This window comes from Streptomyces sp. Sge12 (genome assembly GCF_002080455.1).
In the GTDB taxonomy this organism is placed as follows: Bacteria; Actinomycetota; Actinomycetes; order Streptomycetales; family Streptomycetaceae; genus Streptomyces.
Window position 1 is genome coordinate 5,808,140 of record NZ_CP020555.1, and the last position, 24,396, is coordinate 5,832,535.

Annotated in this window: 28 protein-coding genes; 13 read left to right on the plus strand and 15 right to left on the minus strand. The window is 73.0% G+C overall.

Translation table 11 applies throughout. The features are described from left to right. Positions 1-4: 4 nt before the first annotated feature. From B6R96_RS26030 to B6R96_RS26040, 3 genes are all read right to left on the minus strand, one after another. The gene (locus B6R96_RS26030; protein ID WP_081523789.1) at positions 5-529 is read right to left on the minus strand and encodes a pyridoxamine 5'-phosphate oxidase family protein; all 525 of its coding nucleotides are present in this window, start codon (positions 527-529) and stop codon (positions 5-7) included. Positions 530-566: 37 nt separating this feature from the next. Continuing rightward, entirely contained in the window at positions 567-1,295 is a 729-nt protein-coding gene (locus B6R96_RS26035; protein ID WP_079404676.1) for a VWA domain-containing protein, read from the minus strand. 63 nt (positions 1,296-1,358) lie between these two features. After that, entirely contained in the window at positions 1,359-1,964 is a 606-nt protein-coding gene (locus B6R96_RS26040; protein ID WP_081523790.1) for a PadR family transcriptional regulator, read from the minus strand. A gap of 119 nt (positions 1,965-2,083) precedes the next feature. Here B6R96_RS26040 and B6R96_RS26045 point away from each other — a divergent pair, with 119 nt between their 5' ends. Genes B6R96_RS26045 through B6R96_RS26055 form a run of 3 tightly spaced genes read left to right on the plus strand, consistent with a single transcriptional unit; the run spans position 2,084 to position 4,968 of the window. Further along, positions 2,084-3,205, plus strand: a complete 1,122-nt coding sequence (locus B6R96_RS26045) for an LLM class flavin-dependent oxidoreductase (RefSeq protein WP_081523791.1) — start codon at positions 2,084-2,086, stop codon at positions 3,203-3,205. A gap of 3 nt (positions 3,206-3,208) precedes the next feature. Next, positions 3,209-3,940, plus strand: a complete 732-nt coding sequence (locus B6R96_RS26050) for an SDR family NAD(P)-dependent oxidoreductase (protein ID WP_053171078.1) — start codon at positions 3,209-3,211, stop codon at positions 3,938-3,940. Then, positions 3,937-4,968 (plus strand): alpha/beta hydrolase, encoded by a 1,032-nt coding sequence (locus B6R96_RS26055; protein ID WP_081523792.1) that lies wholly within the window; start codon positions 3,937-3,939, stop codon positions 4,966-4,968. Before B6R96_RS26050 ends, B6R96_RS26055 begins: the two co-directional genes overlap by 4 nt. 164 nt (positions 4,969-5,132) lie before the next feature. Here B6R96_RS26055 and B6R96_RS26060 read toward each other — a convergent pair whose 3' ends face one another. Then, on the minus strand, positions 5,133-5,633 hold the full coding sequence (locus B6R96_RS26060; protein WP_081523793.1) for a GNAT family N-acetyltransferase: 501 nt from the start codon (positions 5,631-5,633) through the stop codon (positions 5,133-5,135). A 92-nt stretch (positions 5,634-5,725) separates the two neighbouring features. On the opposite strand from B6R96_RS26060, the gene B6R96_RS26065 reads away from it, so the two are divergent. Then, positions 5,726-6,274: a hypothetical protein gene (locus B6R96_RS26065; protein ID WP_159396367.1), complete on the plus strand. Its 549-nt coding sequence runs from the start codon at positions 5,726-5,728 to the stop codon at positions 6,272-6,274. A gap of 32 nt (positions 6,275-6,306) precedes the next feature. Here the strand turns inward: B6R96_RS26065 and B6R96_RS26070 are convergent, their stop codons facing one another. Then, positions 6,307-6,747, minus strand: coding sequence for a hypothetical protein (locus B6R96_RS26070; RefSeq protein WP_053171087.1), 441 nt, complete (start codon positions 6,745-6,747; stop codon positions 6,307-6,309). 65 nt (positions 6,748-6,812) lie between these two features. Here B6R96_RS26070 and B6R96_RS26075 point away from each other — a divergent pair, with 65 nt between their 5' ends. After that, positions 6,813-7,538 (plus strand): class I SAM-dependent methyltransferase, encoded by a 726-nt coding sequence (locus B6R96_RS26075; protein ID WP_030385503.1) that lies wholly within the window; start codon positions 6,813-6,815, stop codon positions 7,536-7,538. On the opposite strand, the gene B6R96_RS26080 is transcribed toward B6R96_RS26075, so the two are convergent. After that, positions 7,519-8,562 (minus strand): acyl-CoA dehydrogenase family protein, encoded by a 1,044-nt coding sequence (locus B6R96_RS26080; RefSeq protein ID WP_081523795.1) that lies wholly within the window; start codon positions 8,560-8,562, stop codon positions 7,519-7,521. The two genes, B6R96_RS26075 and B6R96_RS26080, sit on opposite strands and share 20 nt — an antisense overlap. After that, positions 8,562-9,707, minus strand: a complete 1,146-nt coding sequence (locus B6R96_RS26085; RefSeq protein WP_081525262.1) for an acyl-CoA dehydrogenase family protein — start codon at positions 9,705-9,707, stop codon at positions 8,562-8,564. The genes B6R96_RS26080 and B6R96_RS26085 overlap by 1 nt, the downstream gene beginning before the upstream one ends. 133 nt (positions 9,708-9,840) lie before the next feature. Here B6R96_RS26085 and B6R96_RS26090 point away from each other — a divergent pair, with 133 nt between their 5' ends. The 3 genes from B6R96_RS26090 to B6R96_RS26100 are packed head-to-tail and all read left to right on the plus strand — an operon-like array spanning position 9,841 to position 12,476. After that, positions 9,841-10,623 (plus strand): SDR family oxidoreductase, encoded by a 783-nt coding sequence (locus B6R96_RS26090; RefSeq protein ID WP_053171098.1) that lies wholly within the window; start codon positions 9,841-9,843, stop codon positions 10,621-10,623. A gap of 26 nt (positions 10,624-10,649) precedes the next feature. After that, on the plus strand, positions 10,650-11,279 hold the full coding sequence (locus B6R96_RS26095; protein WP_081523796.1) for a TetR/AcrR family transcriptional regulator: 630 nt from the start codon (positions 10,650-10,652) through the stop codon (positions 11,277-11,279). Positions 11,280-11,318: 39 nt separating this feature from the next. Beyond that, positions 11,319-12,476, plus strand: coding sequence for an acetyl-CoA C-acetyltransferase (locus tag B6R96_RS26100; RefSeq protein ID WP_081523797.1), 1,158 nt, complete (start codon positions 11,319-11,321; stop codon positions 12,474-12,476). 37 nt (positions 12,477-12,513) lie between these two features. Here the strand turns inward: B6R96_RS26100 and B6R96_RS26105 are convergent, their stop codons facing one another. Beyond that, positions 12,514-13,155 (minus strand): SIMPL domain-containing protein, encoded by a 642-nt coding sequence (locus B6R96_RS26105; protein ID WP_030385497.1) that lies wholly within the window; start codon positions 13,153-13,155, stop codon positions 12,514-12,516. A 427-nt stretch (positions 13,156-13,582) separates the two neighbouring features. On the opposite strand from B6R96_RS26105, the gene B6R96_RS26110 reads away from it, so the two are divergent. Together B6R96_RS26110 and B6R96_RS26115 are read left to right on the plus strand one after the other, a co-directional pair. After that, a complete protein-coding gene (locus tag B6R96_RS26110; protein WP_007502648.1) occupies positions 13,583-13,786 on the plus strand; it encodes a cold-shock protein in 204 nt (67 codons plus the stop codon). Positions 13,787-13,887: 101 nt separating this feature from the next. Next, positions 13,888-15,564, plus strand: a complete 1,677-nt coding sequence (locus B6R96_RS26115) for a DEAD/DEAH box helicase (protein WP_081523798.1) — start codon at positions 13,888-13,890, stop codon at positions 15,562-15,564. A 78-nt stretch (positions 15,565-15,642) separates the two neighbouring features. Here B6R96_RS26115 and B6R96_RS26120 read toward each other — a convergent pair whose 3' ends face one another. Genes B6R96_RS26120 through B6R96_RS26140 form a run of 5 tightly spaced genes read right to left on the minus strand, consistent with a single transcriptional unit; the run spans position 15,643 to position 20,039 of the window. Then, positions 15,643-16,572 carry a tyrosine-protein phosphatase gene (locus B6R96_RS26120; protein WP_053705201.1) on the minus strand — a complete coding sequence of 310 codons (930 nt, stop codon included), beginning with the start codon at positions 16,570-16,572 and terminating at the stop codon, positions 15,643-15,645. 30 nt (positions 16,573-16,602) lie between these two features. Next, positions 16,603-17,685 (minus strand): NAD(P)H-dependent flavin oxidoreductase, encoded by a 1,083-nt coding sequence (locus B6R96_RS26125; protein WP_081525263.1) that lies wholly within the window; start codon positions 17,683-17,685, stop codon positions 16,603-16,605. 16 nt (positions 17,686-17,701) lie between these two features. After that, positions 17,702-18,445 (minus strand): CoA-transferase subunit beta, encoded by a 744-nt coding sequence (locus B6R96_RS26130; RefSeq protein WP_107475586.1) that lies wholly within the window; start codon positions 18,443-18,445, stop codon positions 17,702-17,704. After that, complete coding sequence (locus B6R96_RS26135; protein WP_081523799.1) at positions 18,442-19,293, minus strand: CoA transferase subunit A; 852 nt, start codon at positions 19,291-19,293, stop codon at positions 18,442-18,444. The genes B6R96_RS26130 and B6R96_RS26135 overlap by 4 nt, the downstream gene beginning before the upstream one ends. After that, entirely contained in the window at positions 19,290-20,039 is a 750-nt protein-coding gene (locus B6R96_RS26140) for an enoyl-CoA hydratase family protein (protein WP_053705204.1), read from the minus strand. The genes B6R96_RS26135 and B6R96_RS26140 overlap by 4 nt, the downstream gene beginning before the upstream one ends. Before the next feature lie 56 nt (positions 20,040-20,095). Between B6R96_RS26140 and B6R96_RS26145 the strand changes: the two genes are divergently transcribed. The 3 genes from B6R96_RS26145 to B6R96_RS26155 are packed head-to-tail and all read left to right on the plus strand — an operon-like array spanning position 20,096 to position 22,275. Next, positions 20,096-20,860, plus strand: a complete 765-nt coding sequence (locus tag B6R96_RS26145; protein ID WP_081523800.1) for an SDR family oxidoreductase — start codon at positions 20,096-20,098, stop codon at positions 20,858-20,860. A gap of 1 nt (position 20,861) precedes the next feature. Continuing rightward, a complete protein-coding gene (locus B6R96_RS26150) occupies positions 20,862-21,773 on the plus strand; it encodes an SDR family oxidoreductase (RefSeq protein ID WP_081523801.1) in 912 nt (303 codons plus the stop codon). A gap of 58 nt (positions 21,774-21,831) precedes the next feature. Then, the gene (locus B6R96_RS26155; protein WP_030385488.1) at positions 21,832-22,275 is read left to right on the plus strand and encodes a VOC family protein; all 444 of its coding nucleotides are present in this window, start codon (positions 21,832-21,834) and stop codon (positions 22,273-22,275) included. A 220-nt stretch (positions 22,276-22,495) separates the two neighbouring features. Here the strand turns inward: B6R96_RS26155 and B6R96_RS26160 are convergent, their stop codons facing one another. Both B6R96_RS26160 and B6R96_RS26165 read right to left on the minus strand, forming a co-directional pair. Continuing rightward, positions 22,496-23,176, minus strand: coding sequence for an HAD family acid phosphatase (locus B6R96_RS26160; protein ID WP_081523802.1), 681 nt, complete (start codon positions 23,174-23,176; stop codon positions 22,496-22,498). A gap of 113 nt (positions 23,177-23,289) precedes the next feature. Beyond that, complete coding sequence (locus B6R96_RS26165) at positions 23,290-24,234, minus strand: hypothetical protein (RefSeq protein ID WP_081523803.1); 945 nt, start codon at positions 24,232-24,234, stop codon at positions 23,290-23,292. Between the last annotated feature and the right edge of the window lie 162 nt (positions 24,235-24,396).

Genomic DNA, 24,396 nt, shown 5'->3' on the forward strand with positions numbered 1-24,396 from the left:
CCCCTCAGCCGGCCGCACCGCCTTCCGCCGGGTCCTCGCGCGGCGGCTCGTCGTCGTCGCCCCGGCGCAGGGTGTGCAGGCCGTGCTCCGGGGTCCATGTGCGGATCACCAGGTCATCGCCGTCCACGCCGACGTGGACGACCTCCGTCAGGTCGGCGTGGAAGAGGTGGAACGGGTGCGGGGTCTCGGTCTCCTCCGCGTACCGGTGCAGTTCCGGCGGGTCCAGGAGCTCCACCGCGCGACCGGAGATCCGTACGTCCCCGTCCGGCATGTTCTCGCCGCCGCCCGGATTGGTGTGCAGGGCGAAGCGCGGGTCGCGCTGGAGGTCCCGGGCCTTCATCGAGCCGGCCATCATGCCGAGCCACAGTTCCCCGCCCCTGATGGAGACGTTCAGCCCCGTCACCCGGGGGGATCCGTCCTTGCGGAGGGTGGCCAGGACATGGTGGGGGTACTGCGCGAAGCGGGCCCGGACGGCCGCCGCGAACTCCGGCTCCGCCTCCTCGAACGCTGCCCAGTTGGTCGTCGTCATACGTCCCATCAAAGCGCGTGGCCCCGGCGCTCACCCGTCAGGCGCGCACGATGCCCGCACCGCGCGCCGCCGCCAGCCAGCCCGGGAACTCCCCGACGAGGCGGTCGTAGAGCTCGCCGTCCGGCACGCCGCGCGGGTCCTGGCCCGCGTGGAAGTAGCCCGCGTTGTCGACGGCCCGCATCGCCGGCACCGGCAGCTCGTCGAGCCGGCGCAGGAAGTCGAACTGCGTGCTGCGCGTGTTGCCGAAGCCGACGAACTGCCAGAACAGCGGCAGCCGGGCCGCCTTGCACAGGTACCGCTCCGCCGCGAGCTTGTTGATCGGCCCGCCGTCGGTCTGGAAGACCACCAGGGCGGGCGCCGTTGCTCCCGAGTCCAGGTAGTGGTCGATGACCGCGTCCATCGCCGCGTGGTAGGCCGTCTTGCCCATGTGGCCCAGCCGGGAGGCGATCTCGGTGACCCGGCCCGCGTGCCCCGCCAGGGAGATCTCCTCCACGGCGTCGACCTCGGTGGAGAAGAAGACCACCGGCACCCGGGCGTCGTCGTCCAGGTGGGCGGACAGCCCCAGCACCCGGTCAGCGAGGGCCTGCACGCTGCCGTCCGCGTAGTACGGGCGCATCGACCCGGAGTAGTCCAGGACCAGGTAGACCGCCGCCCGCCCGCCCTCCAGGCCGTACTTGCGCAGGGAGACCCCGGCGCTCTTGTAGAGGCTCACCAGCGCCGGAGCCGTTTCCTCCACCTTGCGGAGATCGATCGCACTGCCCGTCATGGGGCGAGGGTACGGCAGCGCGTGGGCCCGTCGGACTGCCTCCGCGAAACCCGGATCGGCCGCCTACGGGCGCTTGCCGTGCGGCTCGCGCCCGTCCCGCCCGGCGGCCAGTGCGTCGATGTCGTCGAGCATCGCGGCCGCGAGGTCCCGCTCGGAGGCGTAGTACCGCTCGGCCCACCTGAGGGTGAGCGTCGGGTACGCCCAGGCGCTCTCCTCCTGCGCGGCCTCGGCGTCGGCCACCGCGCGACGGCGCATCCTCTCCGCGAACTCCTGGTGCTGGGCGAGGACCTCGCGCATCTGCTCCGGCTCCAGCAGGTGCCCCAGCCATAGCCTCAGCATCGGCCCGTGCTTGAGGACGGGCGGGTCGACGGGGGCCTCGCGGGCCCACTGCCGTACGGCCGTCATGCCCTCGTCCGTGATCCGGTAGACCCGCTTGTCGCGCGTCCCGGTGTCCTGGGCGACCATCCGCGAGGAGGCGTAGCCGGCCTTCTCCAGCCGCTTGAGCTCACTGTAGATCTGGCTGAAGGACGGGCTCCAGTAGAAGAACCGCAGCGACCGGTCCGACCACTTCTTCAGGTCGTAGCCGGAGAGCTCCTCTCCGAAGGAGAGCAGCCCGAGCACCGCCCAGCTGGTCGCGGGGAGCGCGCGCCTGTTCGTCTCGTCTGCCACGCAGCGCAGTCTACGACCGGCCCTCCCGGCGCCCTTCCCCCTGCAACGTATGCCTGCTAGAAGTATTTCTATTAGAAGTAACCCCGCACACCCCGACCGTCGCGCGGAGGGACCTCACCGTGAAGTTCTCGATGATCTTCGAGGCGCAGCTCGTCGATCCCACCCCCGAAAGCGAGCGCCAGGTCATCCACGACTGCGTCGAACAGGCCGTGTACGCCGAGGAGATGGGCTTCGACCGGATCTGGGCCGTCGAACACCACTCCCTGACCCGGTACGCGCACATGAGCGCCTCCGAAATCTTCCTGACCTGGGTGGCCGCCCGCACCCACCGGATCCGGATCGGCCACGGCGTCGTCACCATGCCCTTCGGCTACCAGCACCCCGTACGCGTCGCCGAGCGCGCGGCCATGCTCGACGTGCTCTGCGGCGGCCGCGTCGACATCGGCGCCGGCCGCGGAGCCACCCGCCAGGAGATGTCCATGTACGGGGTCAGGCCCGAGGACACCCAACCGCAGACGGAGGAGGCGCTGCGGATCTTCGCCTCGGCCTGGAAGGAGGAGACCTTCGAATGGCACGGCTCCATCGACATCGGCCCCGGCGCGATCCTGCCCCGCCCGGTCCAGGACCCGCACCCGCCGCTGTTCATGGCCTGCTCCCGGCACGACAGCCTCAAGCTGGCCGCCGAACTCGGCATCGGGGCCCTGGTGATGGGCTTCGCGGGCGCCGACGACGTACGCACCATGCGCAAGGTCTACGACGAGGCCATCGCGGCGCGCACCGGTGAGCGCCTGGTCTCCACCCAGGTCAACGACCACCTCTCCGCCCTGTGCCCGACCGTCGTCCTCGACGACGCCGAGCGGGCCCTGCGGCTCGGCACGCGCGGCCAGCGGTTCTTCGCCGAGGCCATCGCCCACTGGTACGGGAACGGCCCCGAGCCGACCGCGTACGCCGAGGAGGACGATCACGTGGGGGCGCTGGCCAGGGGACGGGAGGAACTCGTCGCCCGGCTGCACGAGGCGAACATCCCCGCCCGCCCCGTCGACACCGGCACCTACAACGCGGATCACGCGTACGGCAGCGCCGGGACCGCCATCGCCTACGTCGAGCAACTGCGCGAGATCGGCGTCGACGAGGTGATGTGCCTGATCCAGATGGGCACCGTCCCCCAGGAGGTCTGCATGGAGACCATCCGCCAGTGGGGCGAGAAGGTCATCCCGCACTTCCGGGCGCTGGAGGGCTGAGCCGTGGCACAGCGCCTCGAAGGGAAGGTCGTCGTGATCACCGGCGCCGGGCGCGGCCAGGGCGCCGCCGAGGCCCGGCTGTGCGCGCGGGCCGGCGCCCGGGTCGTGGTCACCGACGTACGGGAGGACGAGGGCCGGGCGGTGGCCGCGGAACTCGGCGACCGGGGACTGTACGTACGCCACGACGTGGCCGACCCGGAGAGCTGGGCGACGGTGGTGAAGGAGGCGGTCCGCGCCTTCGGGACGGTCTCGGCCCTGGTCAACAACGCGGCCCTGTGGCGCACGGCCCATGTGGAACGGCAGCGGCTCGACGAGTTCGAGGCGCTGCTTCGGGTCAATCTGCTCGGCCCGTTCCTCGGCATCCAGGCGGTGGCGCCGGTGCTGCGGGCGGGCGGGGGCGGCTCGATCGTCAACATCTCCTCCACCGCCGGCCTGGTCGGGATACCCGGCCACGCGGCCTACGGATCGACCAAGTTCGGGCTGCGCGGCCTGACCCGGTCGGCGGCGCTCGACCTCGGCGCGGACCGGATCCGGGTCAACTCGGTGCACCCGGGGGCCATCGACACCCCGATGGTGGCCGAGGCGGTCGCCGGCCGGGACTGGTCGCACGTACCGCTGGGGCGCATCGGGCGCCCGGAGGAGGTCGGGGAGCTCGTCCTCTTCCTCTGCTCGGACGCGTCCTCGTACATCACCGGCACCGAGTTCACCGTGGACGGGGGGATGACGGCCGCATGACCGACGCCCGTGCCGACTTCGGCCCCGGCTCCGGCCCCGGCCCCGACTTCGGCCCCGGCTCCTCGTCGCACCCCCCGACGGCGGACCCGCTGTCCCCGCAGGCCAGGCGGCTGTGCGACGCGATGACGGCGGGCTTCCCGGGCCCCGGCGACACCGGCGCCCTGCGGGCGGCGGCCACCTCCGGATCCGGCCGCGCGGGCCCGGCCGTGGCCTCGGTGTCCGACACGGTCGCGGACGGGGTACCGGTCCGGATCTACGATCCCGCGCCCGGCCCGGCCGACCGCCCGCTGGTGGTCTTCCTGCACGGCGGCGGGTGGATGATGTGCGGGCCGGACAGCCACGACGCGACCTGCCGCTCCCTGGCGGTGGCCGCGGGCGCCGTGGTCGTCTCCGTGGACTACCGGCTCGCCCCGGAACACCCCTGGCCGGCGGCGCCCGACGATGCGCTCACCGTCCTGCTCTGGGCCCGCGACCGGGCCCGCGCGTATCGCTGCGACCCCGGCAGGGTGGTGCTGGCCGGGGACTCCAGCGGCGGCAACCTCGCGGCCGTGACCGCCCTGCGCGCACCCGAACTCGTCGCGGGGCAGCTGCTGTTCTATCCGCCGCTGGACGCCTCTATGGACTCCGCCTCCGTGGAGACCTACGCGGAGGGCTACTTCCACACCGCCGCCCACATGGCCTGGTACTGGGACCAGTACGGCGGCGACCCGGAGCACCCGCACGTCTCGCCGCTGCGCGCCCCCGACCTGTCGGGCCTGCCGCCCGCGCTGATCGTCCTCGCCGACTGCGACATCCTGCGCGACGAGGGTCTCGCCTACGCCCGCCGCCTGGCGCGGGCCGGCGTCGACTGCGCGGTCCAGCTGTACCCGGGGGTCTTCCACGGCTTCCTGGGCCTGCCGCTCCCGGCGGGCGCCGCCGCACTGCGGGCGGCCGGGGCCTGGGTCGCGGAAGTCCGCGCGGCGGACCCGCCGGATGCGGGACGGCCGGGTCGGCCGGATCCCCACCGGCGTCCTCCTGCACAGGGCTAGGCCGTGCCGATCGGGCCGGATCAGGGAGCGGGGGCCGGGGCCGGGGCTGGGGCCGGGGCCCGGGGAGACCCCATGGCACCGGACTCCGCGGGCTCGGCCGGCAAGATCCGGAAGAGACGGCCCAGGCGCACGGCCCCCCGGGGGCCCCGGGTCGGGCCGGGGCTTCACACCGTGCGCTGCATGCAGACCAGCTGGTCCCGCTCGTCCCACGACTCGGTGACGGCGAAGCCGAGCCGTTCGTACAGGGCGATGGCACCGGTCCGCCATTTCCACACCGACAGCCGCACACTGCTCACTCCGCTTTCCGCGGCATGCGCGAGCGCGGCGCCGACCAGGCGGGACGCGATGCCCCGGCCCCGGAACGCCGGATCCGTCCAGAGCCGCTTGATCTCCGACCGCCCGCCGCAGGGGGTCGTCACCACCAGGCATCCCGCGACCGTGTCCCCGCTCAGGGCCAACAGCACGACATCGTCGGCGAACGCGGTCCGCGGGTCCAGGATTTCTGCCCGGTAGCGGTCGGGCAGCCCGGCCACGTCGGTGACGGCCGCGCCCTTCTCCGCCTCCGTCCGCAGGTGGTAGGCCGTCAGCAGGTCTGCCGGCCCGGGTCCGGCGGAAGGGCTCCGGTCGGGCCAGCGGACGACGGAGACCCCGCGTTGATCAGTCATGGCGCCAGCATCACACGATGCGGGAAGGCGCTGCACGAGGACCCGAGGACCCGAGGACCCCTTCGCACCCGGCTCCCGGGCATGATGTGTCCATGGCTGAAGTGATACGGAGGCTGCCGGGCGCCGCCTTGCGCAACTGCATCCTCCTGGCGGGGGAGTTCACCGCGATCTGGCTGCTCCAGGGCCCCGAGGGCGCCTGGATCCCCGTCCTGCTGGCCGTCTTCGTCCTCGGCGCGACCGTCCCGCACGGCACCGACGCGGAGTTCCTCGCCCGCACCTTCGTCGCGCTGCTCGCGGTCGCGGTCGCCGTGGCCGGCGGGATCACCTGGGACCGGCACACCCTCCACGACCGCGGCCGCGAGGAGCAGGCGGTCGTGGTCGAGCGGACCATGGTGGAGGACGGCTCGGGCCCGGCCCCGTCGCTGCGGCTGCGCACCGAGGCGGGCCGGGACCTGCCCGGCCCGGTGGCGAAGGACCTCCCGGTCGGCGCCCGGCTGAAGGTGACCGTGGACCCCGACGGCCCGACCTGGTCCGTCGGCGGGCGCCCGGACCGGCCGCGCTGGCCGGCCCTCGGCACCGGGGCCCTGATCCTGCTCCAGACCGTCGTCGTCGCCCGGATCTCCCTGCGCCGCGGCACCTAGAAGACGTCCGGACCGGTCGGGCCGACCGTGCCCTACTTGATCGTGTAGGAGCAGCCCTTCACGGTCGTCACGCCGTCGCTCTCCGCGACCTTCTTCCCGTCGACCTTGATCACGCACGGGGCCTGCTGCAGCTTGCCGTCGGGGCCCGTGATCGTGCCCGGAACCACGTTCACCAGGTAGCCGACCTTCTGCTCCGCGGCGGTGAGTTCCGCGGTACCGCTCTTCGACCACGGCAGGGTCTGCGGCTCGAAGCCGCTGCCGATGCCGCTGTACATGATCGCCGTCTTTCCGGTCCCGCCGACCTCCAGGGTCACCTCGTGGGTGGCGCCCCCGCCGGCCTTGGCCGGGGCGGACGAGGCGCTCGCGGAGACCGCCGGCCCCTTGCTTCCGCCGGCCGGCTCCGGCTCCGGCTTCGCGCTCCCGCAGCCGGTGAGCAGTACGGCCGCCGCGGCGCACACGGTCACCGTGGTCATCGTCCTTCGCATGGTGCAAGTACCTCGATCTTGTTGCCGATTGTCTGATCGAAAACAATGGACGCATGACAACACGTGCCCGTTCCTTCGACGCAGCAGCAGCTCTGTACGGCGCTCACCGACCCGGCTACCCGCCGGCCCTCTTCGACGCCGTCGAGGCCCTCGCCGGGCGGCCCCTCGCCGGGGCCCGGGTGGCCGATGTGGGGGCCGGGACCGGGATCGCCACCGCGCTCCTCCGCGAGCGCGGGGCCGAGGTCCTCGCCGTGGAGCCGGGGGACGGGATGGCCGCCGAGTTCGCCCGGACGCACCCCGGGATCCCGATCGTGCGCGGGGACGGGGACCGGCTGCCGCTGGCCACCGGTGCGTTCGACCTGCTCACCTACGCCCAGGCCTGGCACTGGACCGACCCGGCCCGCTCGGTTCCCGAGGCCCGCCGGGTGCTGCGCCCCGGCGGCGCGCTCGCCATCTGGTGGAACGACGCGGACAGCGGCGTCCCGTGGATCGCCGAACAGGACGAGCGGCTGCGGGTGTTCTTCGAGGCGAAAGGGGTGAGCAACCGCACCCTGCCCCAGGGACTCGGCGAGTTCGCCACCCGCTCCGTGCGCTGGTCCCGGCACATCACCCTCGACGACCACCTCGCCAACCTCGCCAGCCACTCCGCCTTCCTCCTGCTGGGCGAGGCCGGCACCCGCGAGTACCTGGCCGGGGAGCGGGAACTGCTGAACCCGCTCTTCCCGGACGGCACGGTCGAGGAGCAGTACGTCGTGAACATCAGCGTCGCGGTGGTGTGACGGACCGCAGCACCTCGGCCCGGCAGGCCGACGGCGTTCCCCAGGCGTCCCGCAGCGGGCGGGCCTTGCGCAGCCACAGGGACAGGTCCAGCTCCTCGGTGTAGCCGACCGCGCCGTGGAGCTGGAGCGCCGTCATCGCCGCCCGGTAGGACGCCTCGCCCGCCGACAGCTTCGCCGCAGCCACCTCGCCCGGGGCCGGGGACAGGGCCGCCGCCCACACCAGGGGGCGGGCGAACTCGATCCCGAGCAGGGTGTCCGCCAGCCGGTGCTTGACCGCCTGGAACGACCCGATCGGCGCGCCGAACTGGGTGCGCTGCTTCGCGTACTGAACCGTCCGCTCCAGCAGCGCCTCGCCGACGCCCAGGCACTGGGCGGCCGTCAGCAGCCGGGCCCAGCGTCCGGCCACCTCCGCCGCCCGCACCACCTCCGGTCCCGCCGCCAGCAGTTCGCCCCCGGCGGGCGGGAGGGAGAGCCGGCGCGCCGGGTCCGTCGACCGGACCGGCTCGCCAGCGGCGCCCGTTGCGCCCGCGCCGCCCGCTCCGCTCGTTCCGCTTGCGCCGCCGCCGCCCGTCAGCCGTAGTTCGCCCGCCGGCGACACCGTGAAGCAGTACGTCGCCGCGTCCGCGTCCAGCGCGTACGGGCTCCCGCCCGGCAGCGTCAGCGTGGCCGAGGTCTCGCCCTGCGCCAGCCCCGGCAGGAACCGCTTGGCCAGCGCCTCGTCCGCCAGCTCCGACAGCAGCACCGATGCGGCGGCGCTCTCCACCACCGGCCCCGCCACCCCGGCCCGGCCCAGCTCCACGAAGCCGAGGGACAGCTCCAGCGGGAGCAGGCCCACCCCCTCGTGGGCCTCCGGCACGGCCAGCGCGAACAGTCCGGTCCCCGCGATCCGGGACCACAGCGCCCGCCCGGGCCCGGCGTCGCCGTCCGCCCAGGCCCGTACCGTCGCCGGCACCTGGGCGGAGCCCAGCAGGGACCGCAGCGTACGGGCGAAGTCCGACTGCTCGTCCGTCGGCAGGAAACGCATCAGCGGCGGCCCTTCGGGAGGCCGAGCAGCCGCTCGGCGATGATGTCGCGCTGGATCTCGTTCGTCCCCGCGTAGATCGGCCCGGCCAGGGAGAACACCCACGGCTCGGCCCACGCGCCGTCCGCGAGCTCCGCGTCCGCGCCCAGCAGGTCCAGCGCCGTCTCGTGCAGGGCGATGTCGTACTGCGACCAGAACACCTTGTTCAGGCTGGACTCCGCGCCGATCGTCTCGCCCGCCGCGAAACGGGCGGCGTTCGCCCAGGTGAACAGCTCGTACGCGCGCGCGCCGACCACCGCGTCCGCCACCCGGTCCCGCAGCGCGGTGTCGGCGGGGTCCCCCTGCTCCTGCCACAGCCCGACCAGCCGGTCCGCCGCCGCCAGGAACCGGCCGGGGGAGCGCAGGGTCAGCCCGCGCTCGTTGCCGGTGGTCGACATGGCGATCCGCCAGCCCTGTCCCGGCTCCCCGATGACGTCCTCGTCCGGTACGAAGACCCGGTCCAGGAAGAGCTCCGCGAAGGCCGGCTTGCCGTCGAGGCGGCCGATGGGCCGCACCGTCACACCCGGCGCCCGCAGGTCGAACATCAGGTACGTCAGCCCCTGGTGCGGCCGCGCGGCGTCCGGGTCGGTGCGGAAGATCCCGAAGGCGCGGTCCGCGAAGGCCGCCCGCGAGGACCAGGTCTTCTGCCCGGACAGCAGCCAGCCGCCGTCCGTGCGGACCGCCCGCGACCGCAGCGAGGCCAGGTCGGACCCGGACTCCGGCTCCGACCAGGCCTGCGCCCAGATCACCTCGCCGCTCGCCATCGACGGCAGCACGCGCGCCCGCTGCTGCACGCTCGCGTGGTCGAAGAGGGTGGGGGCGAGGAGGTTGATGCCGTTCTGCGAGACCCGGCCGGGCGCGCCCGCAGCCCAGTACTCCTCCTCGAACACCAGCCACTTCACGATGTCGACGCCCCGGCCCCCGTACTCCTCGGGCCACGAGACCACCGACCAGCGCTCCGCGTGCAGCACCGCCTCCCACTCCCGGTGCGCCGCGAATCCCTCCGCGGTCTCCAAGGAGGGCAGCGGCCGGGCCGGGACGTGGGCGCGGAGCCAGTCCCGGGCCTCGGCCCGGAAGGCCTCCACGTCCGCCGTGTGCGTGAGTTCCATGCGGTCGTCGGGCATGCGGTGGCCGTCCTTCACGAGAGGAAGCTTCCCTAACAAGTGTTTGGTAGGTTAACGTACGGCCATGAGCAGCGTCGAGGAGTTCCGCACCTCTCGGCCTTCCCAAGGAGGTACGGGCGTGAAAACCCCCGGCTATGTCCCCGGGCACGGACTGCTGAAGGACCGCACCGCCGTCGTCACCGCCGCCGCCGGGGCCGGGATCGGCGGAGCCACCGCCCGCCGCCTCCTGGAGGAGGGCGCCCGCATCGTCATCGGCGACGCCCACGCCCGCCGCCTGAAGGAGACCGAGGAGGCCCTCGCCGCCGAGTTCGGGGCCGACCGCGTCACCTCGCACCCCTGCGACGTCACCGACGAGGACCAGGTCCAGGCCCTCTTCGCACACGCCGAACACACCCACGGCCGCCTCGACATCGTCGTCAACAACGCCGGCCTCGGCGGCACCGCCGCCCTCGTCGACATGACCGACGCCCAGTGGTCCCGCGTCCTCGACGTCACCCTGAACGGAACCTTCCGCTGCACCCGCGCCGCCCTGCGCTCCCTCAAGGCCTCCGGCGGCGGCGGAGTGGTCGTCAACAACGCCTCCGTCATCGGCTGGCGCGCCCAGACCGGCCAGGCCCACTACGCCGCCGCCAAGGCCGGGGTGATGGCACTGACCCGCTGCGCGGCCCTGGAGGCCGCGGAGTTCGGCGTACGCGTCAACGCGGTCGCCCCGAGCCTGGCCATGCACCCGCACCTGGTGAAGGTCACCAGCGAGGAGCTCCTGGCCGAACTCACCGCCCGCGAGGCCTTCGGCCGGTACGCCGAACCCTGGGAGGTCGCCAACGTCATCGTCTTCCTGGCCAGCGCCTACTCGTCGTACATGACCGGCGAGACGGTGTCGGTCAGCAGCCAGCACGCCTAGCGGATGCCTTGGCCGAGAATGGACGCGTGCCAACGAACAAGCCGACAGTCAAGAAGAAGCCGCAGGTGACGGCCTCCCCCGAACGGCGTCGTGAACTCCTCGACACCGCCGCCGAGGTCTTCGCCGCGCAGGGCTACAACGCCACCACCGTCCGCAAGATCGCCGACGCCGCCGGCATGCTCGCCGGCAGCCTCTACTACCACTTCGATTCCAAGGAATCGATGCTCGACGAGATCCTCTCGGCCTTCCTGACCGAACTGTGGGACGGATACGACAGCGTCCTCGCCGCCGGCCTCGGCCCCAGGGAGACCATCGAAGCCCTCGTCACCGAGTCCTTCCGGGAGATCGACCGGCACCGCGCCGCCGTCGCCATCTACCAGAAGGAGTCCCGCACCCTCTCCGCCCAGCCCCGCTTCCACTACCTGTCCGACTCGCAGCAGAAGTTCGAGAAGGCCTGGCTGGGGACGCTGGAACGGGGCGTCGAGGCCAAGGTCTTCCGCGCCGACCTCGACATCCGCCTCACCTACCGCTTCGTGCGCGACACGGTGTGGGTGGCGGCCTCCTGGTACCGGCCGGGCGGACAGCACAGCCCCGAGGAGATCGCCCGCCAGTACCTGTCGATGGTGCTGGACGGGATCGCACTGCGCCCCACCTGACCGACCCGTCCGTCAGACGCGACCGTCCGAGGAGTCCCGATGCCCGAGGCCTACATAGTCGATGCGGTACGCACGCCCGTCGGGCGGCGCGGAGGCGGCCTGTCCGCCGTCCACCCGGCCGACCTGGGCGCACACGTCCTGAAGGCACTGATCGAGCGGTCCGGGGTGGACCCGGCCGCCGTGGAGGACGTGGTGTTCGGCTGCCTCGACACGGTGGGGCCGCAGGCGGGGGACATCGCCCGGACGGCCTGGCTGGCGGCCGGCCTGCCCGAGGAGGTGCCCGGGGTCACCGTCGACCGCCAGTGCGGGTCCTCGCAGCAGGCGGTGCACTTCGCGGCGCAGGGAGTCCTGTCCGGCACCCAGGACCTGGTGGTCGCGGGCGGCACCCAGAACATGTCGATGATCCCGATCGCCTTCGCCTCGCGGCAGGCGGCGCAGCCGCTGGGGCTCGACGAGGGACCGTACGCGGGCTCGGCGGGCTGGCGCGCCCGGTACGGCGACGCCCCGGTCAACCAGTTCCACGGCGCGCAGCTCATCGCGCAGAAGTGGGGGATCACCCGGCAGGACATGGAGGAGTTCGCGCTCCGCTCCCACCGGCGGGCGATCCGGGCCATCGACGAGGGCCGCTTCGCGCGCGAGACGGTGGCGTACGGGGACGTGGGCGTGGACGAGGGCCCGCGCCGGGACACGACGGCGCAGAAGATGGCCGCCCTCAAGCCGGTCGTCGAGGGCGGCACCATCACCGCGGCCGTCTCCTCCCAGGTGTCCGACGGCGCGGCGGCCATGCTGATCGCCTCCGAGCGGGCGGTACGGGAACACGGCCTGCGGCCCCGCGCCCGCATCCACCACCTCTCGGTACGTGGCGAGGACCCGATCCGGATGCTGTCCGCGCCGATCCCGGCCACCGCCCACGCGCTGACGAAGACCGGCATGTCACTGGCCGACATCGACCTCGTGGAGATCAACGAGGCGTTCGCGCCGGTGGTGCTCGCCTGGCTGAAGGAGACCGGAGCCGACCCCGAGCGGGTCAACGTCAACGGCGGCGCGATCGCGCTCGGCCACCCGCTGGGCGCCACCGGGGTGAAGCTGATGACCACCCTCCTGCACGAACTGGAGCGCACCGGAGGCCGCTTCGGCCTCCAGACCATGTGCGAGGGCGGCGGCCAGGCCAACGTCACCATCATCGAGCGGCTCTAGGCCGGCCTCCGGGCCGCCGGTCACTCCGGGCCGCCGGTCACTCCGGGAGCAGGCCGAAGCCGAGCAGTACGGCCGCTTCGACGCGCACCGAGCCCGGGGTGAAGGCGCCGTCGTCCTCCGGATCCCCGCCCGTGCGGCGGCCGTGGCTGTGGCCGCCCACCGACTCGGGGTCCACGTCCTCGATGTGGATGACCGGCCCCAGCCGCAGCCCGCACGCCTCGGCGTACACCTCGGCCTTGCGCCGGGCGGCCGCCACCGCCCGGCGCCGGGCCTCGTCCCGCATCGCGGGCTTGTCGTCCACCTCGAACCGCACGGCGTCGACACGGTTCGCGCCGGCCGTGACCGCGTCCTCGATCAGCAGCTCCAGCCCGGCCAGGGCCTCCGTCCGCACCGTGTAGGTGGCCACGCAGGCGTAGCCGAGGAAGGACCGCTCCGCGCCGTACCCCTTGTACTGCGAGGTGAGCTGCAGGCGCGAGCCGGACACGTCCGAGTCCGGTACGCCGTGCTCGCGCAGCACCTCCCGCAGCCGCGTCACCGCCGCGCCGGCCTCGGCGTAGGCCGCCTTCGGCGTCGGGGCGAGGAGATCGACCGCCAGGTCCACGTGCGCGAGACGGGGTTCGGCAGACACGCTGCCCGCGCCGAGCACACTGAGCCCCCAGGGCTCCTTGATCGCTGCCATCCCATGATCAAACCAGTCGGGGCGGGCGGCCGCCACGGACTTTCACCACCTCGTCCGACCCGGCCCGCCGCCCGTCCGGACGACCCGCAGGAGTGAATCTTTTTCGTCGGGAGCGGATCCGGCCACCCGCCCGCGCGGACCGCCCGCAGGGGGCCGGAGGCGCCCTCGGCCCAAGGGGGACGGGGGTTCCGGCCCCGTGGACACCCCCGCCGGGCCGGCCGCCGCACGGCGCGCCCACCGGCCGGAGGGCGCAGGTCACACCCTCGCCCCGGCGCTCCCCGACCGAGGGTGTGCTAGCTTAGAGCTCGTTGCAGTTGTGGTACCCATGAACTTTATGTGCGCCTGACGGGAATGCTCCGCAGGCGCTTTTATTGTTTTGCCGGAATCTCCGGATGGGGCCCTTTGCCGCCTATTCAGGAGATTTAAAATGGCACAAGGCACCGTGAAGTGGTTCAACTCGGAAAAGGGCTTCGGCTTCATCGAGCAGGACGGTGGCGGCCCGGACGTCTTCGCCCACTACTCGAACATCGCCACCCAGGGCTTCCGTGAGCTCCAGGAGGGCCAGCGCGTGTCCTTCGACGTGACGCAGGGCCAGAAGGGCCCCCAGGCGGAGAACATCGTTCCCGCCTAAGTACTTCAGCATGCCGGGGTCCGCACCGCGAGGTGCGGACCCCGGCTTGTCTGCTGTTTCGACCTTTGTTTTACCTGTCGGTTTCAGGAGGGCTTTCTCGCATGACCAGCTCCAGCTCCGCACGACCCAGCCGCCGCCCCACCCGGGGTCGAGGTGCGGCCCAGGGGCGTCCGAAGTCTGGCGCGGGACGGCAGAAGTCCGCCCCCGTGGCCCGACCCCAGGAATTCACCATGCCCGAGCCGATCGCCCCGGCGCTGCCGCCGGTCGACGCGTTCGCGGACATGGACATGCCCGAGGCGCTGCTGAAGACCCTCGCCGCCCAGGGCGTCACCGAGCCGTTCCCGATCCAGGCCGCGACGCTGCCGAACTCCCTCGCCGGCCGTGACCTGCTCGGCCGCGGCCGCACCGGCTCCGGCAAGACGCTGGCCTTCGGCCTGGCGCTGCTCGCCCGTACCGCCGGCCGCCGCGCGCAGCCGAAGGCGCCGCTCGCGCTGGTCCTCGTACCGACCCGTGAGCTCGCGCAGCAGGTCACCGACGCCCTGGCCCCGTACGCCACGGCCGTCAACCTGCGCATCGCGACCGTCGTCGGCGGCATGTCGATCAACCGGCAGTCCGGCGCCCTGCGCCGCGGCGCCGAGGTGCTCGTCGCCACCCCCGGCCGTCTGAAGGACCTCATCGACCGCGGTGACGCCGACCTCTCGCAGGTCTCCATCACCGTCCTCGACGAGGCCGACCAGATGACCGACATGGGCTTCATGCCGCAGGTCACGGCGCTGCTCAAGCAGGTCGAGGCGGGCGGCCAGCGGATGCTGTTCTCGGCGACGCTGGACAAGAACATCGACAAGCTCGTCAAGATGTTCCTGACCGACCCGGTCGGCCACTCCGTCGACCCGTCGGCCGGTGCGGTCACCACCATGGAGCACCACGTCCTGTACGTCATGGACGAGACCGACAAGAAGGCCGTGGCCACGCGTATAGCCGCTCGCGACGGCCGGGTGATCATGTTCGTCGACACCAAGCGCGGGGTCGACCGCATGGTCAAGAAGCTCCTCGCCGACGGCGTACGCGCCTCCGGCCTGCACGGCGGCCGCTCCCAGCCGCAGCGCAACCGCACCCTCGACTGGTTCAAGACGGGCGAGGTCACCGCGCTGGTCGCCACCAACGTCGCGGCGCGCGGCATCCACATCGACGACCTCGACCTCGTCGTCAACGTGGACCCGCCCACCGACCACAAGGACTACCTGCACCGCGGCGGCCGTACCGCCCGTGCCGGCGAGTCCGGCAGCGTGGTCACCCTGGTGCTCCCCGACCAGAAGCGCGACATGACCCGTCTGATGTCGGACGCCGGGATCTCCCCGCGCACCGCGCAGATCAAGTCCTCCGACGCGGAACTGGCCCGCCTGACCGGCGCCAAGGAGCCCTCGGGCATCCCGGTGGTGCTGGACGTGCCGCAGCCGACCGCGCCCAAGCCGCGCTCCGGCTCCGCTGCGGGCTCCGGCTCGCGCCGCCGCTCCGGCGGCGGGCCGCGCACCGGCTCCGCGACCGGCGGCGCTCCGGCGGCCGGCGGCCGCGGCCGCCGTTCCGGCGGGGGTGCCTCCGGGCAGGCCCCGGCGGCCTCCGGCTCGGGCCAGGCCCGTCGCGGTGGCCAGGGCGGCAGCGCTTCTGCCGGCGGCTCCGGCGAGCGCGGCCGACGCGGGACGGGCGGCGGTGGCGCCGCCGCGGCCTCCGCGCGCAGCCGGGTCGGCACCGGCGGCCAGGGCCGCCGCCGCGCGGTCTGATCCCCGTACCGCCGCAGGACACGTAGGCACCACGACGCCGGGCAGCGCAGGACGCGCCGCCCGGCGTCGTGCTGTCCGCTACCGGACCATCCGGTCCTGCAGCTTCGCCAGCGTCCGCAGGTCCAGGCCGAGGCCCTGCGTCAGATAGCCGTAGAAGCTGCCGTAGTCGGCCTCCATCTGCGCCGTCGCCGAGTCCAGGTAGTCCCGGCGGACCTCCTGGAGCGGGATCAGCAGGTCCGGGTTCTGCATCCGGCCCGACTGCCGCAGGCCCGCCCGCACCTGCGCGTCGTAGGCGGCGCGGAAGGTGTTCGACGCCAGGTAGTCGCGCTCCGCGGTGTCCTCGGGGACGGCCAGGGCGCGCAGCAGGACGTAGCTCATCCAGCCCGTCCGGTCCTTGCCGGACGTGCAGTGGTACAGGACCGGGCCCTGCCGGCCGTCGGCGATCTCCCGCAGCGTCGCCGCGAACTGCGCCCGGTTCTCGGGGCTGGTCACGAAGGTGCGGTAGATGTCGCGCATGTAGGCCTCGGCGCGGCCGCCGCCGAGCATCTGCTCCTGGGTGACGGGATCGCCGCTGCCGATCGCGCCGACGAGGGTGCCGTAGAGGCCGAGGTCGCTGACCGGGCGCGAGGTGGGGGAGAGCCCGGACGGCAGCCGGTCGGCGCCGTCGTACTGGAGCTCCATCGGAATGCGGAAATCGACGACCTTCTTGAGGCCCAGACCGGCGACGGTGGTGACGTCCGCTGCGGTCAGCTTGCTCAGTGCGTCGGAACGGTAGACCAGGCCCTGGCGGACCTGGCCTCCCGTCCAGGTGCGGTAGCCGCCGATGTCCCGGAGGTTGACGGCGCCCTGGAGGGGGATCTGGCGGATCGTTTCGGCCTGCTGCTGGTGGTGCCGGGCGCCGACCCCGGCTCCGGGTGCCGTCGCCGCGTACGCGGAGGCGGGCAGGATCCCGACGGCGAGGGCGGCGGCGGCCGCCGCGGTCGTCAGGCGGATTCTGGCACGGCTCATATGGGCAACTCCTGTGACGGAGAAGGGGGATCACCCTGGTGGTGGCAGGGTGCGGAGCGAGTGCAGGGCTTCGAGTGCTTCGAGTGCCTGGTGTGCCTCGGCCATGACGCGGGAGACGAGCTCCGCACAGGACGGGAGGTCGTCGATCACCCCCGCGATCTGGCCCGATGCCATGACGCCGAGGTCCGTACGGCCCTCGACCATGGACGCCTTGAGGAGCATCGGGGTGTTCGCGGCGAGCAGCACCTGGCTCCAGGACAGGTCCTTGCCGTGTTTCATCGTGAGGCCGTCGCGGACCATCTGCGGCCAGCTCAGACCGGACAGCTTGCGGAAGCCCGCGGCGTGCCGCACCGCCCGCACCAGGGCCCGGGTGCGGCCCGCCCGCTCCAGCGAGTCGACCAGCTCCGTACGGAGCATGCGGTGCGGCAGCCCGTCCACGGCCGTGGTGACGGTGACGTCCTTGACCGTGGCCCGCAGGTACTCGTCCTTCACGGCGTCCGGGACGGTGGAGTCCGAGGTCAGCAGGAAGCGGGTGCCCATGGCGATGCCGGCGGCCCCGTAGGCGAGTGCGGCGACCAGACCGCGCCCGTCGCCGAAGCCGCCCGCCGCGATCACCGGGATGTCCACGGCGTCCACCACCTGCGGCAGCAGCACCGTCGTGGCCACGTCCCCCGTGTGCCCGCCGCCCTCACCGCCCTGCACGATCACCGCGTCGGCACCCCACGCGGCCACCTTCTCGGCGTGCCGCCGGGCCCCGATCGACGGGATGACCACCACGCCCGCGTCCCGCAGGCGCGCGATCAGCTCCTTGGACGGCGCGAGCGCGAACGAGGCGACCCGCACCCCCTCGTCGATGATCAACCGGGCGCGCTCGGCCGCGTCCCCGGCGTCCGCCCGCAGATTGACCCCGAAGGGCGTCCCTTCCGGCGTACGGGACTTCACCTCGCGGACCGCCGAACGCAGCTGCTCCAGGGTCATCGTGGCCGAGGCCAGGATCCCCAGCGCCCCCGCATTGGCCGCGGCCGAGACCAGGCGGGGGCCGGCGACCCAGCCCATGCCCGTCTGCACGACCGGGTGCTCGACCCCGACCAGCTCGGTGAAGGCCGTCCGTATCCTCGTCACCATCGCCTCAGGCCCGTACTTCCCGGTCGCGCAGCCCCTCGGGGTCGATCACCTCGCGGATCAGCCGCAGCTCCTCGGCGGTCGGCTCCCGCGTGCAGGGGACCTCGCCCGTGACGGCCGGCTCGAAGCCGGTGGCGGCCAGCACGTCCGCCACGGTGACGCCGGGGTGGACCGAGGCCAGGCGCATCGAGTGGCCGGGCCCGGCGAAGTCGAGGACGCCGAGGTCGCTGACCACCCGGGGCAGCCGGTGGAAGCGGGTCACCCCGGCCGCCTCCGCCCGGTCGTAGCCGACCCCGCTGACCATGTCGACGCGCTCGACGAACACCCGCGCGGAGTGCCGGGGGATCCAGTAACTCACCGGATTGTTGAGGGTGTTGACAGGGGCGCCCCGTACCCCGAGGAGTTGGCGGGCCGGTCGCTCCCAGTCGCCGATGCAGGAGATGTTCTGGTTGCCGAACCGGTCGATCTGGCTGGCGCCCATCATCACGTGCCGCCGGCCACCGGTGACCATCGCCAGGTGGCGCCGGTACGGGAGCCAGCCCTCGGCCGTGCCGTCGAGCCCGACGAGCATGGCCTCGCCGTCGGTCAGCAGCAGATCGGGGGAGAAGGTGCGCTTCGCGAGCCGGGCACCGAAGGAGGGGATCAGGCCCATCGGACTGGCGAGGACCTCGCCGTTGTCGCGCCAGGCCTCGGCGCACGCGATCACGCAGTACTCGGCGCGGGTGACGGTGCGGGGGGCGGTGGTCGTCACTGCTGCTCCTCGTGCCAGGTCCGGACGGCCGCCTGGTAGTCGTGCTCGCCCGCCCCGGACAGGAAGCGGTCGGCGAACTCGGTCCAGGGGGTGGCCGCGTACAGCTTCTGGAAGGCCTCGTCGCGGTCGTAGTCGGGCACGCAGGAGGTGAAGTGCGCGCCGTTCGGGGTCTCCACGACCCCGGTGACGGAATGGCGGCTGACGAGGAGGGACTGCGCAGGGCCCGCCTTGGCGAGCTCGGCGGTCTCGACGAGCTGCTCGCAGGAGACGTAGGCGGCGTCGGCGGCCTCGCAGAACAGGTCGTCGAAGTACGGGTCCGGGCCCAGGTACTGGGCGTTGCCCAGCCGGTCGGCGCGGTTGAGGTGGACCAGGGCGGCGTCCATGCGCAGGGCCGGGACGGCGACGAGCTCCTCGCCGTCGTCGTAGGGGGAGGTGACCGTACGCAGCTCCGGGTTGACCCGCATCACGTCGGAGCCGAGGCCGGCCCGGACGGGGAGGAAGGGCAGCCGGTTGGCGGCGGCGTGCAGGCCCCACATGAACATGGCCTCATCGAGCTCGGTGAGGGTGAAGGCGGCGCGCTCGCGGGCCGCCCGGAAGTGGGGCTCCAGCGGAATGGAGTCCAGGGTGGCGAAGGGGGCGACCAGTCTGCGGATCCGGCCGGCGGCGGCCAGCAGGCCGACGTCGGGGCCGCCGTAGGAGATCACGGTGAGGTCGGTGACCTCGGAGCGCAGCAGCGCCCGTACCAGGGCCATGGGCTTGCGCCGGGAGCCCCAGCCGCCGATGCCGACGGTCATCCCGCTGTGCAGCCGTCCGACCACCTCTTCGGGGGTCATGGACTTGTCGGTCATGCCTGCTCTCCCTTCCCGAAGGTGTCGCGGACCCGGTCGGCCACCCCGCTGAGGTTGGCCTCGAAGGTGAAGCCCTGTTCGAAGCGGTAGCTGCGGCGCACGTCCACGGGGTCGATCCCGTTGATGGCCGCCTTCGCGAGCCGGAGCAGGTAGCCGTCCTTCCGCGCGATCTCGGCGGCCAGCTCCAGGGCGGCGGAGCGCAGTTCCGCGCGCGGCACCACCCGCCAGACCGAGCCGTGCGCGTGCAGTTCGGCGGCGGTCGCGGTGCGCGAGGTGTAGTACAGCGTGCGCATCAGGTGCTGGGGGACCAGCCGGGCGAGGTGGGTGGCGGCGCCGAGCGCGCCCCGGTCCAGCTCGGGCAGACCGAAGGTGGCGTCGTCGGAGGCGACGATCGCGTCGGCGTTGCCGACGAGTCCGATGCCGCCGCCCAGGCAGAACCCGTTCACGGCCGCGACGACCGGCACCTCGCACTCGTACACGGCGGCGAAGGCCTCGTAGCAGCCCCGGTTGGCGCCGATCAGGGCGGCGTGTCCGGTGTCGCGCTGCATCTCCTTGATGTCGACGCCGGCGTTGAAGCCGCGGCCCTCGGCGGCGAGCACGACGCACCGGACCTCCGGGTCGCGCCCCGCGGTCCGCAGGGCGTCGGCCAGGTCGTACCAGCCCTGTACCGGGAGCGCGTTGACGGGTGGGAAGTCGACTGTGACAAGTGCGATGCCCTTGTCGGGGCTTGAGGTGGAGACACCCATGGGCGGATCAGCTACCTTTCCACCAAACATTTGTTAGGTGAGGAAGGTAGCAGCCTATGGAGCTCGACGGGAGGGTTGTCGTCGTCACCGGAGGAACCCGTGGCGTCGGCGCCGGGATCGCCCGGTCGTTCCTCGCGGCCGGCGCGGACGTGATCGTCTGCGCCCGCCGCCCACCGGACCGAGAGGTGGCGGCGGACGGCCGGAAGGCCGCCTTCACCCCGGTCGACCTGCGCGACCCCGCCGCCGTGCACGCGTTCTTCGACACGGTCGCCCACCGCCACGGCCGGCTCGACTGCCTGGTCAACAACGCCGGCGGAACCCCGTACCGGCTGCTGGGCGAGGGCGAGGCACAGCGCCACGCACGGGTCGTCGAGCTCAACCTGCTCGCGCCGATGACCGCCACCCTGACGGCGTACCCCTGGCTGCGGCAGGCCCGGGGCTCAGTGGTCATGATCGGCAGCGTCAGCGGGACCCGCCCCTCGCCGGGGACGGCCGCGTACGGCGCCGCCAAGGCGGGACTGGAGAACCTGGCCCGGTCCATGGCCGTCGAATGGGCCCCCGACGTACGGGTCAACTCACTGGTCCTGGGCATGGTGCGCACCGAACTCGCCCACCTGCACTACGGAGACGAGACCGGCATCGCAGCAGTCGGCGCCACCGTCCCGCTGGGGCGGCTCGCGGAACCCGCGGACGTGGGGGAGGCGGCCGTGTTCCTGGCCTCGGACCGGGCGGCCTACATCAGCGGGGCGAGCCTGCTCGTGCACGGGGGCGGGGAGCGCCCGGCCTTCCTGGACGCGGCAACTGTCAACAAGGAGAACTGAGATGGCGGGACTGTGCGAGGGCCGGGTCGTGATCGTGACGGGCGCGGGGCGGGGGCTGGGCCGAGCCCATGCGCTGGCCTTCGCCGCGGAGGGGGCGAAGGTCGTCGTGAACGACCTCGGGGTCGCTCTGGACGGGCTGCCCGGGCCGGACAGCCCCGCCGCCCAGGTGGCCCGGGAGATCCGGGAGCTGGGCGGGCAGGCGCTGGCGCACGGCGGGGACATCGCGACGTCGCAGGGCGCGGCCTCGCTGGTCGCGGCGGCCGTGGAGACCTTCGGGCGGCTGGACACCCTGGTCAACAACGCGGGATTCCTGCGGGACCGGATGCTGGTCAACCTGGACGAGGACGACTGGGACGCGGTCATGCGGGTGCACCTGAAGGGCCACTTCCTGCCGCTGCGGTCGGCGGCCGCATGGTGGCGTGCGGAGGCCAAGGCGGGCCGGCCGGTGGCGGCCCGGGTGGTCAACACCTCCTCCGGAGCCGGACTGCTGGGCTCGGTCGGCCAGGGCAACTACAGCGCGGCCAAGGCCGGGATCCTCGGCCTGACGATGGTCGCGGCGCAGGAGATGGGCCACTACGGCGTCCAGGTCAACGCCATCGCCCCGGCGGCCCGGACCCGGATGACGGAACGGACCTTCGCCGAGACCATGGCCGCCCCGCAGGAGGGCGCCTTCGACGCGATGGCCCCCGAGAACGTGTCCCCGCTGGTGGTGTGGCTGGGCGCGGACGCCTCGGCGGGGGTCACGGGCCGGGTCTTCGAGGCGGAGGGCGGCCGGATCACGGTGATGGAGGGCTGGCGGCCGGGACCCACGGCCGACCGCGGCGCACGCTGGACCCCCGCGGAGGCGGGCGAGGCCACGCTGAAACTCCTCGCGGCGGCGCAGACGCCCCTGCCGGTGTACGGGGCGCGGTAGACCTGGGGTCTGCTCCGGAGCAGACGAGCACCGGAGAGCGAACGGACAGGACCCAGCGATGACCATCACGCCGAGCCCGCAGAAGATCACCACGTTTCTGATGTTCGAGGGGCGGGCCGAGGAGGCGATGACCTTCTACCTCTCGCTGTTCGACGACGCCGAGGTGCTGGGCATCAGCCGCTACGGCGCCGACGAGAGCGGACCCGGGGCCGGGGAGGAGGGGACCGTGCGCCACGCCGCCTTCTCCCTGGCCGGGCAGACGTTCATGTGCATCGACAGCCCGGCCAAGCACGAGTTCGGCTTCACGCCCGCAGTGTCGCTCTACGTCCAGTGCGACAGCGAGGCCGAGATCGAGCGCCTCTACGGGGCCCTCGCCGAGCAGGGCACGGAGCTGATGCCGCTCGGCTCGTACGGGTTCAGTACCCGCTTCGGCTGGGTGAACGACCGCTTCGGCGTCTCGTGGCAGCTGAACCTGCCGGGCGGGGCCGAGCCGGGGCAGTAGCCGCGCCGGGGGAGCGCACGGTGCCTCCACGGAAGCGGGCCCGGCCCCCTGGCGAGGGGTCGGGCCCGAGTCTTCATCGGTGCGGTGTCCTATGACTACCCGCTCCATCCACGTGCTGAACCGCCTGCGGCCCATCATCTTGTCCAATTCCGTGTACGGCGGCGGGGCCGCGGATTCGCACGATCCGCGGCCCCGCCGCCCCGCCGTCGCCTCGTGCGGGTCAGGAGAGCTTGCCGCCGTAGTCCGGCAGCTTGACGGTGCGCTCCGCGTGACCGCCGACGAGGTCGGTCGCGCTGTTCCCGATGTTCGCGATGATCGTGTAGCCGCGGGCCTCGATCTCCGCGCGCTTGCCCGTCTTGTAGGCGCTGACCTCGTCGAACAGGTCGGGCAGGTCACGGACGTAGAGCCCGGTGACCGGATAGCCGACCGCCTTGAGGTTGTGCTCGGTCAGGGACTGGATGATCCCGGGGCGGGCGGTCACGAAGAAGACCGCCACGCCGCGCGCGTGCGCGTACTGGGTCAGCGCGCGGACCTTGGAGATCGCGGGGGTCGGGAAGGTCCAGAACCAGTGGAAGTCCGTCTCCAGCGAGGTGTTGTCGATGTCGAGGACGAGGGCGGGCTTCTCGCCGGCGGGCGAGGCGGCGATGCGCGCCTCGATCGCGGGCCGGGCCGCGTCGATGACGGCGGCGACGTCCCGCTGCCAGGTCGCGTAGTCGATGCCGAGGATCGCCGCGTTGCCCCCGGGCGCGGAGGCGGCCGGGGCGGCGGAGGATACCGGCGCGGGCGCCGGGGCGGGCGCGGCCTGGGCGGCGGTGGCCGGAACCAGCGTCAGGACGGCGGCGGCCGCGGCCACTGCTGCGGCGGTGGTTCGGGGCACACGGGTGCGGCGGATGCTGCGCATGGGGGGCGCTCCCTCGGTCACGGGATTGGCATGTACGTGACCAGAGTTGGCGAGAACCGCACCCCTGTCTACTGGCCGGTAGGAAACTTTTCGTGACCGCGTGATGAATGGTCCTACGTGAGGCAGTCGAGGACGGAGTGACAGAGCCCGCACCGGGCCCGCAGCCTCCCGCACACCGGCACCCGCAACCGCTGCGCGCACACCGGGCACGGAAAGCTCACCCGCAACCCGCCCCCGGAGCCGTCCTGTTCGAAGCGGTACGCCGCCGATCCGTCGCCGGCGGCGGCGCCGGCGCCGGCGACGGACCCTGAGGCTGCGCCGGACCCTGAGGCCGCGGCGCGGCGCGCCTTCGCGTACCGGCGCCGGGCCAGCGGCCCGGCGGCCGCCAGCGGGGCCCGGAGGTGATCGCGCTCGGCGAGCGCCCGCCCGCGCACGTAGGCCTCGTACGCCCGGGGGCTGGTGAACCAGGGGGAGGGGTCCTCGCCGAACAGGGCGGCGCGCTTGGCCAGGACGTAGCCGAACTCCTCCGGTGTGAGGTAGCCGAACCGCTGGTGGGTGAGCGCGTCCTCGCGGTAGGCGTCCAGGAGCAGCCAGCCGGCCCCCAGGTACGCGGCAGCGGTGTCGGTGAGCAGCTCGTTCTCGGCGGCGCCCGGAAAGCGCAGGTCCAGGCGGTGCAGCAGGACGTGGGCCACCTCGTGCGACAGCGCGGCCGCCAGGTCCCGGCGGTGGGTGCGGAAGCGGTCGTTGACCTCGACGAAGTACTCCGGGCCCGCGGCCAGTTCCACGGTCGCCGCCTCCTCCATCGCCCGGAAGGAGACCACCATCCGCGCGTCGGGCAACCGCAGCGCGCCCACCGTCGCCGCGGCCACCCGCTGCGCGCCCAGGTACAGGTCGTCGGTGGCGTCGAAGGCGGCGTCGGCGGGGGTGATGCTCGTGGCGTGGGCGCGGATCCCGTCGGCCGAGAGGCGGCGGAAGAGCGCGGTGATCGAGGCGCGCACGGTCGCCAGGTGCGGAAATCCGTGCTCGATGGGGCCTCCCGGCCCGCCGTTCTCCGTCATCGGGCCCTCCTTACAGCAATCCCTGGCGTTCGGGCGGGAGTTGGCCGAAATTGCCTTCTTGATGTCCACCACGCGCCTGTTGTGTCATGGACCCGTCATTCACCCGATGACGCGCACGCACAGCCCAACCCCCCACGAAAGGCAGTGTGTTGACTGTGACCA